Here is a 14,513-nt window from a genome sequence, read left to right on the forward strand (position 1 = left end):
ATAGGCCAAAAGTACAATCTGCACTAAAAGAATAAAAAAGCAAAAGAACATTTGCCCATTTAGAATAAAAAGAGTACTTTTGTGCCCGATTATTCCGCACCGGGTTCGACCAAGTGCTTTCTAAGTGATTAGAGACCACCCGACGGAGCTAACTTATACATTAATATAAGAAATGTACGCAATTGTAGAAATTAACGGTCAGCAATTCAAAGCAGAAGCTGGCAAAAAACTGTTTGTACACCACATCCAGAATGCAGAAAACGGTGCAACAGTAGAGTTTGACAAGGTTCTTTTGGTAGACAAAGACGGCAACATCACCGTAGGTGCTCCCACTGTAGAGGGTGCAAAGGTTGTTTGCCAGGTCGTATCAAACATGGTAAAAGGCGATAAAGTTCTCGTTTTCCATAAGAAAAGAAGAAAAGGTTATCGTAAGTTGAACGGTCACCGTCAACAATTCACAGAGTTAACAATTACAGAAGTAGTAGCTTAATCAATTAAAACAGTAAGAAAAAATGGCACATAAAAAAGGTGTCGGTAGTTCTAAGAACGGCCGCGAATCACAGAGCAAGAGATTAGGCGTTAAGATATTTGGTGGCGAAGCTTGCAAGGCAGGTAACATCATCGTTCGTCAAAGAGGTACTGAATTCCACCCGGGTGAGAACATCGGCATGGGAAAAGACCACACTCTTTTCGCTTTAGTAGACGGAACTGTAAAGTTCAAAGTAGGCAAGGAAGACAGACGTTCAGTTTCTGTTATCCCCGCAGAAAACGCAGAAGCATAAGTTTCCGAACAAGAAATAAGGAAAAGGGATGTAATCCGAATGGATTGCATCCCTTTCTTTCATGTCAAAAGCAACACTTTATTTGTTTTTTCCATATCTTTGCACTCACAAAACCGAATAACATAAAAACAAGTATAAGATATGCTTACCATCAAACAAATTACAGAAAATACCGACGCGGTTCTCCGCGGACTGGAAAAGAAGCACTTCAAGAATGCGAAAGAAACCATTGCACAAGTGCTGGACTTCAATGACAAAAGAAAAGCCAATCAAACCATCTTAGATAAAAACTTGGCAGAAGCCAACTCACTCTCCAAATCCATCGGACAACTGATGAAGGAGGGTAAGAAAGAAGAAGCAGAAGCCGCCAAAAGCCGCGTGGCCGAGCTGAAAGAAGTCAACAAAGACTTGCAAGCCAATATGGAGCAGGCTGCCAACGATTTGCAGACTTTACTTTACACCATCCCCAACGTTCCCTATGACAGTGTGCCCGAAGGCGTCGGTGCCGACGACAATGTGGTAGAGAAGATGGGCGGCATGGAAACCGAATTGCCCAAAGATGCCCTGCCCCACTGGGAACTGGCCAAGAAATATGACTTGATAGACTTTGACCTGGGCGTTAAGATTACCGGTGCCGGATTCCCCGTATACAAAGGCAAAGGTGCACAACTGCAACGCGCGCTCATCAACTTCTTCCTGGACGAGGCACGCAAATCCGGCTATACAGAAGTAATGCCGCCGACAGTGGTGAACGTCGCTTCTGGCTATGGCACGGGGCAACTTCCCGATAAAGAAGGACAAATGTACCATTGCGAAGTGGACGACTTATATCTGATTCCTACAGCCGAAGTTCCGGTAACAAACATCTACCGCGATGTGATTCTGGACGAAAAACAGTTGCCCATCAAGAATTGCGCCTATACTCAATGTTTCCGTCGCGAAGCCGGCTCATACGGAAAAGATGTACGTGGTCTGAACCGTCTGCACGAATTCTCCAAAGTAGAACTGGTGCGCATCGACAAGCCGGAACACTCCAAACAGTCTCATCAGGAAATGCTGGACCATGTAGAAGGTTTGCTTCAAAAACTGGAACTCCCCTACCGCATCCTGCGCCTTTGCGGTGGCGATATGAGCTTCACGGCTGCCCTCTGTTTTGACTTTGAGGTGTATTCCGAAGCACAGAAACGCTGGCTGGAAGTAAGTTCCGTCTCTAATTTTGACACTTATCAAGCCAACCGTCTGAAATGCCGCTACCGTACGGCAGAAAAGAAAACAGAGCTTTGCCATACGCTGAACGGTTCCGCACTCGCTCTGCCACGCATCGTTGCCGCCTTGCTGGAAAACAACCAGACTCCAGAAGGAATCCGCATACCAAAGGCATTGGTTCCGTATACGGGATTTGAAATAATAGACTAAGGCCATAATAGTCACGTGCAGCAATACGCCTTTGACACTTTCTTTCGGGCACGAATTACATGGATTTCACGTTTTTTGCTAACCGCAACTGTGAAATTCATGTAATTCGTGCCCAGAGTTTTATCATGACAAGCTTCTCCTGCGCAACTACAAAGTATTCTTCAAAATACGTGCAAACACCTCCTCGCGGAAATTACGTGCCACCGGAACAGTATGCCTCCCAACTATAATCCGATTGCCATCTATCATCTCAATCTTTTCCAAATTTATCAGATATGATTTATGGACTTGCTGAAATACTCCACCAGGAAGAGCCTCTATCATACGCTTCATGGTAGAACGTACAAGCAGCTTTGTGCTTTCCGTATAAATACAGACGTAATTTTCCAGCCCCTCTACCACCAGAATATCCTTAAACAACACCTTATGCATCTGACGGTCTGAACGGACAAATATAAAATTATTAGCTTCATCCGGCCATTTCTCCTGCTGCAAAAGACCATGTACTTTATTCACCGCTTTCAGGAACCGGTCAAACGAAATCGGTTTCAACAGATAGTCCGTAACATCAAGTTCATAACCTTTCAATGCATACTGCTCATAAGCGGAAGTGATAATCACATGAGGCGGATGGGCAAGAGATGCCAAGAGTTCAAGCCCCGAAAGATAAGGCATTTCAATATCCAGAAACAACAAGTCCGGCTGCTCAGTCTGCAAAAGAGTGTTCAACTGCATAGCATCTTCACATACACCCATTAAAGAAAGGAAATCCACCTTTTCCACATAGCGTTGCAATCCTTCACATGCAGTAGGCTCGTCATCGGTTATTACACATTTTACCTGTTTCATCCTATAATTCTATCACAAGTTTTACTCTAAACAAAGTATCTCCTCTATTTATGTCCAGCGTATGACGCTCCGGATATAGCAGCTCCAGCCTGCGCCTCAGATTTTCTATGCCGATTCCATGTTTTCCTTTCTGGTGCACTAATGGTTCCGGTATAGAATTTTCAATACTAAAACACAACTTGCCTTCTTTCAGACACATATCCATAGCTATAAAATAGTTCCCTCCCACATATTTGAAAGCATTCTCCACCAACGGTACAAACAACAATGGATAAATCTCAACCTGCGCCTCCATTTCATCGAAATGCACCTGCAACTGCAGCCGCTTCGTAGCACGAAGTTTACATAGGCTGATGTATTGTTTCAGATATTCCAATTCCACACGAACCTGCACTTTCTCCCCATCATTGTATAATTGGTAACGAAGCAAATCGGACAATTGCTCAAGAGTATGCCGTGGAGCCTCATTATTCTCATCTATCTGAAAATAAACCGTATTGAGTACATTAAAAAGAAAATGTGGATGATATTGCGCTTTAAGGAATTTCAGCTCTGTCTGGAGCTGGTCATTTTTTATCTTCTCCAATTGCAGGCGTTGAGCTTCGTTTTCCTTCTGTATCATCTGATTACGCAAGAATATATAGAAGAAGCCGCCAAGCAACATACTGACTATGGCGGGAATAGGCACATCGTATAAATCAAGACTTACCCCCATCAAAAAGCGGATAACCCACATCGTCAGAAGACACCAGACGGGAGCTGTCAGGACAACCACCCCGTATTCCTGCCACCACACCAGCTTCCGCTTCCGGCACAAACAAAGCCAATACTTCAATAGAAAAAAGATAGGGTAAGACATGAAGAGTACCACAAGCATATCCTTCAACATGAAATTCCACTCATTGCTTTCCCAATAGTATTCATGTTTCGGAATATCATTCGCCACACGAATACATAGAAAAAGAATCACGGCAAATAATGCCGGCATCAGCCATTTGTTCCACAGTCTGCCCATAGTAGTTACAAATTTACTCTTTTTGTTTCATCTATTTCTTTTTTTCTTCTGCTTTCTTTTGTATCGCTGCCTTTTTGAAAACGCCAAGAGAAAGCAATACCCAGCACACGTTTGTTGTGCCGTTCGTCAACAAACGCCTGCACACCGGGAGACCGAATATCTACTTTTTGATAATTGGTGTTGAATACATCCTTGGCAAACAAGGTAACGGTGCATCTGTTACGGAACATCTTCTTTTGGATACCGATGTTCACCTCCAGCACCGGATGTACAGTGGCTTGTCTGTAGGCCATTCGCCCATTATAATTTGCCGAAAGTTCGGCCGACCATACTGAAGCGAAAGCAAACTGGTTCATGCAGCCGAGTATCGGGGTAAACATACGGTTTTTCATTTTCTGCCCTTGTTCCGTCCAACCATAATTATTATAAATACCGATAGCGGTCAGATTCACTTTCCAAAAAGAAGCAGGTGAGAGGTTGGCAGCATGTACACGCACACCCGTCTGTACATAGGAAGACAGATTCTGAGGCATTACATAGATACGCCGTTCCTCTTGTTCGCGATAGCTCTTCATGATAGCATCATCTGTATACGAGAAAAAGAGAACCGTCTGAAACCAGTCACGATACACATACCCCAACTCTATATTATCAGAAAAGGAAGGATGCAGTTTTGTATTTCCTCCTTCATGGGTATAGTCATCGAATATGTAGGTAAAAGGATTCAAATCACCATAATTGGGGCGGGTAATACGCCTGCCATACGAAAACTGAAACAAATGTTCCGAAGTCAAACCGTATTGCAAAGCAATGGTAGGAAACAAATGGAAGTAATTCGTTGTAAACGAAGAGTCTTTCTGTTGTGTATTTCCTCCAAAGTCCCCGTGTACATGGGTATGTTCCAACCTTAGACCCGCTGAGATTTTCAAGCGGTCTTTCTCATAGCCGGCTTGCAGATAGGAGGCATTGATATTTTCATCATATACAAATCGGGAACCAAGCGCCCCGTCCGGCAGCCAGCCGGAAGCCGACGGACGCATATAACCTGCCGTATTGTCTATCGTAACAAATGAGGTTTTGACTCCGGCCTGCAACTTCCAAACCTCACTTAATGGATAAACCGCATCTATCTGTCCGACATATAAGTCTGTATTTCCCTTCATGTCCCCTTTCAATGTATCGGGCTTAAAACTATCCATCAACTGGTTTCCAACACGGTAATAATGGAAATAATCAAAAGAAGCGCTGAGTTCTCCCCCTTCTCTTTTAAGCTTATGCACCATACTGGTCCCGGCAGAAAGATTGTTCCGGTTTTGCTCCGCATAGCTATAAGTATTTCCCGCAACTCCGATTTCTTGGATTTCCGTAAACATGCCTGCATTTTCCTTTTGCCGGGAAAAGTTTCCACCCAACGAGACTCCCCAAACTGTCCGTTCATTGAGATAATAATCACATCCGGTACGAAAATAGTGCGAATAATTCCTACGCTTCCGGTAAGAGTCCTGCATCATTCTTCCTCCATCCCGTTCGAACGCACGGTCGATAAACAAGTCTATGACATCCTTTCCCTGATAATACGAATAATTCAAATAAAGATTGAACTTATTCTCCCTGACATTCATGGAAACGCCGCCATAACCGCCACCCGTCCGTCCAAGACTGCCATTGCCGTTCAAGGCCAGATTCACACCGCGCAGCCTTATTTTTCTTGTACGTATATCAATCAACCCGGAGCTTCCCGCCGCATCGTGGCGTGCGGAAGGCTGGGTTATCAAATCTATCTTATCAGCATTAGTTGCAGGAGTAGATTTCAACAGACTCATCAATTCATCTCCCGAAAGATAAGTAGGCTTGCCATCCATCAGAATCGTTGCACCGCTTTGTCCGTTCAACAAAATATTGCCATTGGAATCTATCACGACTCCCGGCAGGGAAGCAAGAACATCATAAAGACTGCCCGTACTTTGAGTGACAGATGCATCCATCCGATAACTTGTTTTACCGGCAGATATTTCTACCAACGGGAGTTTAGCAGTTACCATAATCTCTTCCAAACGCTGGTCGGCAATCGTATCCTGCTGCGACCAAACCACCAAAGGCATACTCAATAAAATTGCCCCTAAAAAAACATTTCGATACATACTCTTCCTCATTTTTTATTTCAAAAGTAGGCAGGCTGTAGAAAGTGGACAAATTATAGTGACAAAGGGATGTTATCCAGTGACAACATGCAGTTTTACCCTATTCTTCTTTTGATATTACCAAATAACCCCTATCTTTGCAAAATCTATCAATCTGACAGTAATTGCGTAATTACACCAACAAAATTATTAGATAATGAATAAAATCATTAGCAAAGAACACTTTTCTGAAAAGGTCTTTAAGTTAGTCATTGAAGCACCATTGATTGCCAAATCACGTAAGGCAGGGCACTTTGTCATTGTACGTGTGGGCGAAAAAGGCGAACGTATGCCGCTTACCATTGCGGAAGCCGACCCGGTAAAGGGAACCATCACACTGGTGGTTCAGGAAGTCGGGCTCTCCTCTACCCGTCTTTGCGAACTGAACGAAGGCGATTACATTACGGATGTTGTCGGCCCGTTGGGACAAGCTACGCACATTGACAACTTCGGTACTGTGGTCTGTGCCGGAGGTGGTGTAGGCGTAGCTCCCATGCTCCCTATCGTGCAAGCGCTGAAAGCTGCCGGCAACCGCGTCATCACCGTACTAGCAGGACGTACCAAAGAACTGATCATCCTTGAAAAGGAGATGCGCGAAAGCTCCGACGAAGTCATTATCATGACCGACGACGGTTCCTACGGACGAAAAGGTCTGGTGACGGAAGGCGTAGAAGAAGTCATCAAGCGCGAGAAGGTGAACAAGTGTTTCGCCATCGGCCCCGCCATCATGATGAAATTTGTTTGTTTGCTGACAAAGAAATACGAAATCCCCACGGATGTATCCCTGAATACGATTATGGTTGACGGTACCGGCATGTGTGGCGCCTGCCGAATCACCATCGGAGGAAAGACCAAATTTGTATGTGTGGACGGCCCTGAGTTCGACGGACATCAAGTGGACTTCGATGAGATGCTGAAGCGTATGGGCGCTTTTAAAAGCATCGAACGCGAGGAGATGCACAAGCTGGAAGAACCTCAGACCTGCCAAGCTACCGGTGAAAACATGGAAGATGAGAAAAGCCGTAATGCTGCATGGCGTCAGGAGTTACGCAAATCCATGAAAGCCAAAGAACGGACTGCCATTCCACGCGTGGAGATGAACGAGCTCGATGCAGAATACCGCTCGCACAGCCGCAAGGAGGAAGTCAACCAAGGGTTAACGAAAGAACAAGCGCTGACAGAGGCCAAACGTTGCTTGGACTGCGCCAACCCCGGATGTACGGAAGGTTGTCCGGTAGGTATCGACATCCCCCGCTTCATCAAGAACATTGAGCGCGGTGAATTCCTCGAAGCGGCCAAGACACTGAAAGAAACCAGTGCGCTGCCTGCCGTCTGCGGTCGCGTCTGTCCGCAAGAGAAACAGTGCGAATCCAAATGTATCCATCTGAAGATGAACGAAAAGCCGGTAGCCATCGGCTATCTGGAACGTTTTGCCGCTGACTACGAACGAGAGAGCGGACAAATCTCCATACCTGAAATCAAGGAAAAGAACAGTATCAAAGTAGCTGTCATCGGTTCAGGTCCCGCCGGTCTGTCATTTGCCGGAGATATGGCGAAGTATGGCTATGACGTGACTGTTTTCGAAGCACTGCACGAGATTGGTGGTGTATTGAAATACGGCATTCCTGAGTTCCGCCTGCCCAACAAAGTGGTGGATGTGGAAATTGACAACCTTGCCAAAATGGGAGTAGAATTCGTCAAGGACTGTATCATCGGCAAGACGCTCAGCGTGGAACAACTGGAAGAGGAAGGCTTCAAAGGCATATTCGTAGCTTCCGGTGCAGGACTGCCCAACTTTATGAACATCCCCGGCGAGAACTCCATCAATATCCTCTCGTCCAATGAATACCTGACCCGTGTCAACCTGATGGATGCGGCAAGTGAAGATTCCGATACACCGGTTCCCTTCGGCAAATGTGTAGCCGTGATAGGCGGCGGTAATACTGCCATGGACTCCGTGCGTACTGCACGCCGCCTCGGTGCAGCGCGCGCCCTAATTATCTACCGTCGTTCGGAAGAAGAAATGCCGGCACGTATCGAGGAGGTGAAACATGCCAAGGAAGAAGGTGTAGAATTCCTGACCCTCCACAACCCAATCGAATACATTGCCGACGAACAAGGAAAAGTGAAACAAGTGGTGCTTCAGAAAATGGAACTGGGTGAACCGGATGCCAGCGGACGCCGCAGTCCCGTACCCATCCCCGGAGCCACGGAAACCATCGACATTGACCTTGCCATCGTCAGCGTAGGTGTATCTCCCAACCCGATTGTCCCAAGCTCCATCAAGGGACTGGAATTGGGCCGGAAAGGAACGATTGCCGTCAACGATAACATGCAGTCGTCCATCCCGACCATCTTTGCCGGAGGAGACATTGTCCGCGGAGGTGCTACCGTAATCCTTGCCATGGGAGACGGACGAAAGGCAGCAGCAGCGATGAACGAACAGCTAAAAAAATAAGAATCTGTCATGAAAGGTGGAGACATACGAACTCCACCTTTTTTATTCTACTACAACCTCTCCTTCTACTTTCCCCTTCTAACATACAACTTAATATTTCAAGAATATGAAACATATTCATCTATCCTTCCTTCTCTGTCTGGCTTCCCTATTGGCAAGCGCCCAAGAGCCCCTAAACGGGGATTCCCTTGCTTCAGACTTTCGGTATCTGGTAAAAGAACTGACAGCAACCCATCCTGACCCTTACAGCGGCTTCGGAGGAAAAGTATTCTTCTACGAACAAGCTTTCCATCTGGAGAACGAGTTACGCCGGACTCCCAGTACGAAACAGACCTTTTTTGACAAGGTAAGCATTTTCCTATCCAATCTGCAAGACGGACACACCTACCTTTTACCTCCCACAGCCAATCAACAAGCAAAGCAGCGTTACCTGGCACTGGAAGTACGCACCATCCCCGACGGCATTATACTTCAAGGAATCCCTGAAACGTACAAAGACTTGTTAGGTAGCCGTATCACAACCATCAACGGAGATTCTTTAGAAGAGGTACTGGCCCGCACTGCCGCTATCCAAGCCAGTGAAAACCTATATGACCGTTATGCCAATCTATGCAAGTCCATGCCTACGGAACATTTCTTGAGACAGCTTTTCCCTGAAATGAAAGACAACCTTCACCTCTCACTTCTTACTCCCGACGGCAAATCAAGAGGATTAACCCTTCCCTTATTGTCAAGGCAGGAAGTGCAAAACACACCCATGCAACACAATAACAGTTGGAAAGCTTATACAGACAAACAACTGACCTATCAGTTCGTAGACAACGACAAGCAAATAATGCTCATCAATATCAACAGTATCATGGCACGGGATAATTTTGAGTATATGCAAAAACAAGGGCTGAAAGATTTATACCGGCAAATAGGATTCTATTATCGGGATATCTTGAAACAAGATATGCCCGCCGATACCCTGCAAGCCATTCGGCAACTCCCGTCCCTTTCCGAAGTTTTCGCCCATATGTTGAAAGAGATGAAGAAGGAAGCCTCCTCCACTCTCATCATAGATTTGCGCAACAATAGCGGCGGCTGGACTCCGATTGTCCTACCCACACTTTACCAACTGTTCGGTGACCACTTCCTGCAAACGGATATGGATATAAAATTCTATCGTATCATCTCTCCCCTCTACATGCAAAAACTACAGACAAACTTGCAGGATTTCAACCAAACATACGGAACAGACTATACCTACGGTGACTACACTTTTAGTACGGACGAAGCAGATACCACAAACATAGAACAGCGACGGGCCGACTTCATCGAGAACTGTATGTCCAGTGCACCGGAAGAACTGAGAAAGCAACAAGGAAAGGCGCTCTATACTCCGGAACACATTTACGTCATTACCAACGAACGTACCTTCAGTGCAGCTTTCCACTACACTTTCTATCTGTGGAAAATGGGTGCTACCCTTGTAGGAATACCCAGTGGACAAGCCCCCAATACCTATATGGAACAAACCTTATTCCGGTTACCTTATACCGGCATGCAAGGCTCTATCTCCAACTCCATACAAATATGCTTTCCGGGCAAAGACCGGTGTGCCCACACACTTTATCCGGACTTGATGCCCACCTATCAGGACTACCAAAGATATAATTTCGATGTCCAAACTGAGATTCTGTATTTACTCGATAAGATTAAATCGGCTCCTCATTCTCATACGAACCCTGCGGGGAAGAATCAGAAGTAAAAACAAAGCCCCGTTTACAGAAAAATTGCAAACGGGGCTTTATTTCCATATTTCAATAAAGAGACTACTTCACCACCTTGTTCGTTGCCGGGTCGGGGAAAATCACCGTCGGCTTGAATGACTTGGCTTCTTCAAAGTCCATCAGCGCGTAGGACATGATAATAACGATGTCATCAGGTTGCACCTTGCGGGCTGCCGCACCGTTCAAGCAAATTTTTCCAGAGCCGCGCTCGCCCTTAATAATGTAGGTTTCAAAACGTTCACCGTTATTATTGTCGGCTATATACACCTTCTCGCCGGCAATCATGTTGGCAGCATCCATCAAATCCTCATCAATCGTAATGCTTCCCATATAGTTCAGGTTTGCTTCCGTGACGCGGGCACAATGGATTTTCGACTTCAACACTTCAATCATCATATCTTTATAAATTACGAATTACTAATTATAAATTACAAGGCAGCAGGCTCTTTGTACTTGATATTGTCAATCAGACGGACTTCCCCGCAGAACACCGTGATACAACCCACAGCATAAGAGGTTTCCTCCCAATCGGCAATCTTCTGTAAGGTACTGCCATCCACCAGCTCAAAGTATTCCAAACGCAATCCGGGGGTGGCTGCGATGGTGTCTTCCACAAACTTCTGTGTCTCAGTTACCGTATGCGAGGTTGCAAAGGTACGACTTTCAAATAAAGTCTGCGAAATTCTCAGTGCATTTTTGCGTTCTTCGGCAGATAAACGGGCATTGCGGCTGCTCAGAGCCAACCCGTCTTCCTCACGAACAATGGGACAGCCTACAATTTCCAAAGGATACTTCAGCTGGCGGACCATCTCGCGAATAATTGCCAGCTGCTGGAAATCTTTCTCGCCGAAGTAGGCACGATCCGGCTGCACAGCATCAAACAGTTTGCTCACAATCTGGCAAACACCATTAAAATGTCCCGGACGGAATGCCCCTTCCATCACTGTGTCCAGCGGTGCATAGCTGAAACGGCGGGTATCCGGTTCCGGATACATCTCCTCCACCGAAGGAGCAAAGACAAATGCCGCTCCACACTCCTCCAGCAAACGGCAATCAGCCTCCGGCGTACGGGGATATTTCACTAAATCATTCTTGTCATTAAACTGGGTCGGATTTACAAAAACGCTTACTACGGCAGCGTCATTTTCTGCCACACAACGTTTCACCAATGAGGCATGACCGGCATGCAAGGCACCCATCGTAGGTACCAGACCTATCTTCTTTCCCTGGGCTCTCAAAGCCGAAAGTCCGGCCTGCAAGTCCTTGATAGTATGTACTATTTCCATTTTAATTGGTTATATAATAACTTGGTTGTTCTCAAAAGCGGTGCAAAATAAACCATTATTTAGCATATAAAGAAGAAATATCACAAATTAATGCAAAACTCAGTACACTTTCCGACAATTCCAAAAGAAGATTTCTCACTGAACAACAATCAGTTAACAATTCATAAGGAATTATAGACGGGCTCTGTTTGCTTTATTGCCCGATTTTTTTTATATCTTTGCAGAATAATTGAGAACATTGTTATTATGACAAAGGCGAACAAGGTTTTATTTATAACCCAAGAAATTACCCCTTACGTTTCAGAATCCGAAATGTCCCTCGTAGGCAGAAACCTACCTCAGGCTATTCAAGAAAAAGGCAGAGAAATCAGAACGTTTATGCCAAAATGGGGAAATATCAACGAACGCAGAAACCAGCTGCATGAGGTGATACGACTCTCCGGCATGAACCTCATCATTGACGATACCGATCACCCGCTCATCATCAAGGTTGCCTCTATCCAGTCTGCACGTATGCAAGTATACTTCATCGACAACGATGACTACTTCCAGAACCGCTTGCAGGTAACAGACGAAAATGGTGAAGAGTATGAAGACAATGATGCCCGTGCCATCTTCTATGCCCGCGGCGTACTGGAAACGGTGAAGAAACTGCGTTGGTGTCCCGACATCATCCACTGCCACGGCTGGATGACCGCTTTAGCGCCTCTGTACATCAAGAAAGCCTATAAAGACGAACCTTCTTTCAGAGATGCCAAAGTCATATTTTCCCTTTATGAAGATGACTTCAAACAAGCTTTCCACACAGACTTTTCTAACAAGCTATTGTTGAAAGGCATTGCCAAAAAAGATATTGCAGGATTGAAGGAACCCATTGACTACACAGCACTTTGCAAACTGGCTGCTGACTTCTCCGACGGCATTATACAGCAAAGCGAACACGTCAATGAGGAAGTACTGAACTATGCCCGCGAATCCGGAAAGCCCGTATTGGAATATCAATCTCCCGAAAACTTTGCTGAAGCCTGCAACGACTTCTACGACAAGGTATGGAAAACAGAACAAAAATAAAATCGATTTAGACAGTTAAAACTATGAAAGTAAGATATCTGGGAACATTACTTTTGGCAGTCCTGACTTTCTTTGGATGCGATGACAACACCGGCACATTAGGCCTGGGTATGTTGCCCGATTCTGACGGCATGTCAGCGCATACTGCTACTTTTAATGTAACAACATGTTCATTTCCCGTTGATTCCGTATTTGCCAAAACGAGTACCGGCTATATAGGCAAGTTTTCCGACCCGGAATTCGGTTATTACGAAACAAGTTTCCTTACGGAGCTGAACTGTACGGAGAACTTCTCACTTCCGGAAGTGTATAAAGTGACCGAATGGGACAGTGAAGGAAATCCAATCAAGGCAACAGGTACAATGACTGCCGACTCGGTAGTTTCAGTACAACTAGCAGTCTATTATTCCAGTTGGTTCGGCGATTCCCTGAATGCATGCCGAATGAGTGTCTATGAACTGGACAAGAAGCTGGACAAAAATCGCTATACCAACATCAATCCAGAGGAGTACTACAATAAGTATGACCCCAAGTCCCTGCTCGGACGTAAGGCCTATTCAGCTTTCGACACGTCTGTTCCAGACTCTGTGAGATTTGAAAAGGACAATAACGGTTATTATACTTTCTATCCCAATGTAACGTTCCCATTGGACAAGAAAACCTTCGGCGAAGACAGAATATTGAAGGTTTATCGCGAGCATCCCGAATACTTTAAAGACGCCGCAACTTTCATAGACAAGATTTTCAAAGGAGTATACGTGAAGAGCGATTATGGAGATGGAACCATCCTCTATGTGGATTATGTGGCTCTGCAAATGCAATTCCGTTTCCACCACGTAAATGATACTACCGGTGTAGCACTGAAGAAAAAAGATGGTACAGACTCTTTGTTCTATAGCATGCAAACTGTATTCGCCTCTACCAAAGAGGTTATCCAGGCAAACCAGTTTCTGAATTCTGATTTGATAAAAGCAAAGGCTGCCGAAACTCAACATACCTATATCAAATCTCCTGCCGGTATCTTCACTCAAGCTACCATGCCATACGATTCAATATACAATAAACTGACCAATGACACCTTGAATGCCGTGAAGTTAACTTTCACGAATTATAATATAAACAGTGACTATGAATATAGCATGAGTGCTCCCAATGACGTGCTGTTGATACGTAAACAAGACTTGAAAAGCTTCTTTGAAGAGAACAAAGTCATGGATAATATTACCTCATTTACAACCACCCACAATGCATTTGCCACTAATCAATATGTATTCAGCAACATCGCCCGGTTGGTTACCACTTGCATCAACGAAAAACAAGCTGCCAAGAAAGCCGCCAAAGAAAAGGCCGGCAGTTCTTGGAATGAGACAGAGTGGGAAAAAACTTGGAACAAAGAAAATGAAGACTGGGATAAGGTATTGCTGATTCCGGTTTCCATTACCTATGACAACAGTACAAGCAGTAGCGGCAACAAAACCATAACCGGTATCCAAAACGACCTCAAGCCGGGATATGCCAAACTGAAAGGCGGTCCGAAAGAGAATGCAAAAGGCGAAGTGGAATCGCCTCTGAAGATAGAAGTTACATACACCAGTTTCAACAAGTAACTGACAGATATTCCATAAAAAAGCCTTCCGCTCTACGATGAGCGGAAGGCTTTTTTATGATTGATGGGAAAGCT

At 45.2% G+C, this 14,513-nt stretch carries 12 protein-coding genes; 7 read left to right on the plus strand and 5 right to left on the minus strand.

Features of this window, described 5'->3' with window-relative positions; genetic code table 11:
• Positions 1 to 172 precede the first annotated feature (172 nt).
• The 3 genes from rplU (at position 173) to serS (ending at position 2,198) form a co-directional block, all read left to right on the plus strand.
• Positions 173 to 490 carry a 50S ribosomal protein L21 gene (gene rplU, locus HUX74_RS04600; protein WP_005828892.1) on the plus strand — a complete coding sequence of 106 codons (318 nt, stop codon included), beginning with the start codon at positions 173 to 175 and terminating at the stop codon, positions 488 to 490.
• Positions 491 to 512: 22 nt separating this feature from the next.
• The gene (gene rpmA, locus HUX74_RS04605) at positions 513 to 782 is read left to right on the plus strand and encodes a 50S ribosomal protein L27 (protein ID WP_117601126.1); all 270 of its coding nucleotides are present in this window, start codon (positions 513 to 515) and stop codon (positions 780 to 782) included.
• 141 nt (positions 783 to 923) lie between these two features.
• Entirely contained in the window at positions 924 to 2,198 is a 1,275-nt protein-coding gene (gene serS, locus HUX74_RS04610; RefSeq protein ID WP_117965928.1) for a serine--tRNA ligase, read from the plus strand.
• A 147-nt stretch (positions 2,199 to 2,345) separates the two neighbouring features.
• Here serS and HUX74_RS04615 read toward each other — a convergent pair whose 3' ends face one another.
• From HUX74_RS04615 to HUX74_RS04625, 3 genes are read right to left on the minus strand one after another with little or no spacing between them, the layout of a single operon-like run.
• Positions 2,346 to 3,047 carry a LytTR family DNA-binding domain-containing protein gene (locus HUX74_RS04615; RefSeq protein WP_117965925.1) on the minus strand — a complete coding sequence of 234 codons (702 nt, stop codon included), beginning with the start codon at positions 3,045 to 3,047 and terminating at the stop codon, positions 2,346 to 2,348.
• Position 3,048: 1 nt separating this feature from the next.
• A complete protein-coding gene (locus HUX74_RS04620) occupies positions 3,049 to 4,062 on the minus strand; it encodes a sensor histidine kinase (protein WP_117965922.1) in 1,014 nt (337 codons plus the stop codon).
• 5 nt (positions 4,063 to 4,067) lie between these two features.
• The gene (locus tag HUX74_RS04625; protein ID WP_254592827.1) at positions 4,068 to 6,203 is read right to left on the minus strand and encodes an outer membrane beta-barrel family protein; all 2,136 of its coding nucleotides are present in this window, start codon (positions 6,201 to 6,203) and stop codon (positions 4,068 to 4,070) included.
• Between the two features lie 196 nt (positions 6,204 to 6,399).
• On the opposite strand from HUX74_RS04625, the gene HUX74_RS04630 reads away from it, so the two are divergent.
• Together HUX74_RS04630 and HUX74_RS04635 are read left to right on the plus strand one after the other, a co-directional pair.
• Positions 6,400 to 8,700: a bifunctional dihydroorotate dehydrogenase B NAD binding subunit/NADPH-dependent glutamate synthase gene (locus HUX74_RS04630; RefSeq protein ID WP_117965916.1), complete on the plus strand. Its 2,301-nt coding sequence runs from the start codon at positions 6,400 to 6,402 to the stop codon at positions 8,698 to 8,700.
• A gap of 106 nt (positions 8,701 to 8,806) precedes the next feature.
• The gene (locus HUX74_RS04635) at positions 8,807 to 10,453 is read left to right on the plus strand and encodes a S41 family peptidase (protein WP_117965914.1); all 1,647 of its coding nucleotides are present in this window, start codon (positions 8,807 to 8,809) and stop codon (positions 10,451 to 10,453) included.
• A gap of 64 nt (positions 10,454 to 10,517) precedes the next feature.
• Here HUX74_RS04635 and panD read toward each other — a convergent pair whose 3' ends face one another.
• Positions 10,518 to 10,871 carry an aspartate 1-decarboxylase gene (gene panD / locus HUX74_RS04640; protein ID WP_005823568.1) on the minus strand — a complete coding sequence of 118 codons (354 nt, stop codon included), beginning with the start codon at positions 10,869 to 10,871 and terminating at the stop codon, positions 10,518 to 10,520.
• Positions 10,872 to 10,903: 32 nt separating this feature from the next.
• Positions 10,904 to 11,761, minus strand: a complete 858-nt coding sequence (gene panC, locus HUX74_RS04645; RefSeq protein ID WP_117965911.1) for a pantoate--beta-alanine ligase — start codon at positions 11,759 to 11,761, stop codon at positions 10,904 to 10,906.
• A gap of 246 nt (positions 11,762 to 12,007) precedes the next feature.
• On the opposite strand from panC, the gene HUX74_RS04650 reads away from it, so the two are divergent.
• Complete coding sequence (locus HUX74_RS04650; protein ID WP_117601131.1) at positions 12,008 to 12,832, plus strand: glycogen/starch synthase; 825 nt, start codon at positions 12,008 to 12,010, stop codon at positions 12,830 to 12,832.
• A 23-nt stretch (positions 12,833 to 12,855) separates the two neighbouring features.
• Positions 12,856 to 14,439 carry a DUF4270 domain-containing protein gene (locus tag HUX74_RS04655; protein ID WP_117601132.1) on the plus strand — a complete coding sequence of 528 codons (1,584 nt, stop codon included), beginning with the start codon at positions 12,856 to 12,858 and terminating at the stop codon, positions 14,437 to 14,439.
• Positions 14,440 to 14,513 lie beyond the last annotated feature (74 nt).

Source organism: Bacteroides sp. Marseille-P8574, assembly GCF_902825465.1.
Lineage (GTDB): Bacteria > Bacteroidota > Bacteroidia > Bacteroidales > Bacteroidaceae > Bacteroides > Bacteroides uniformis.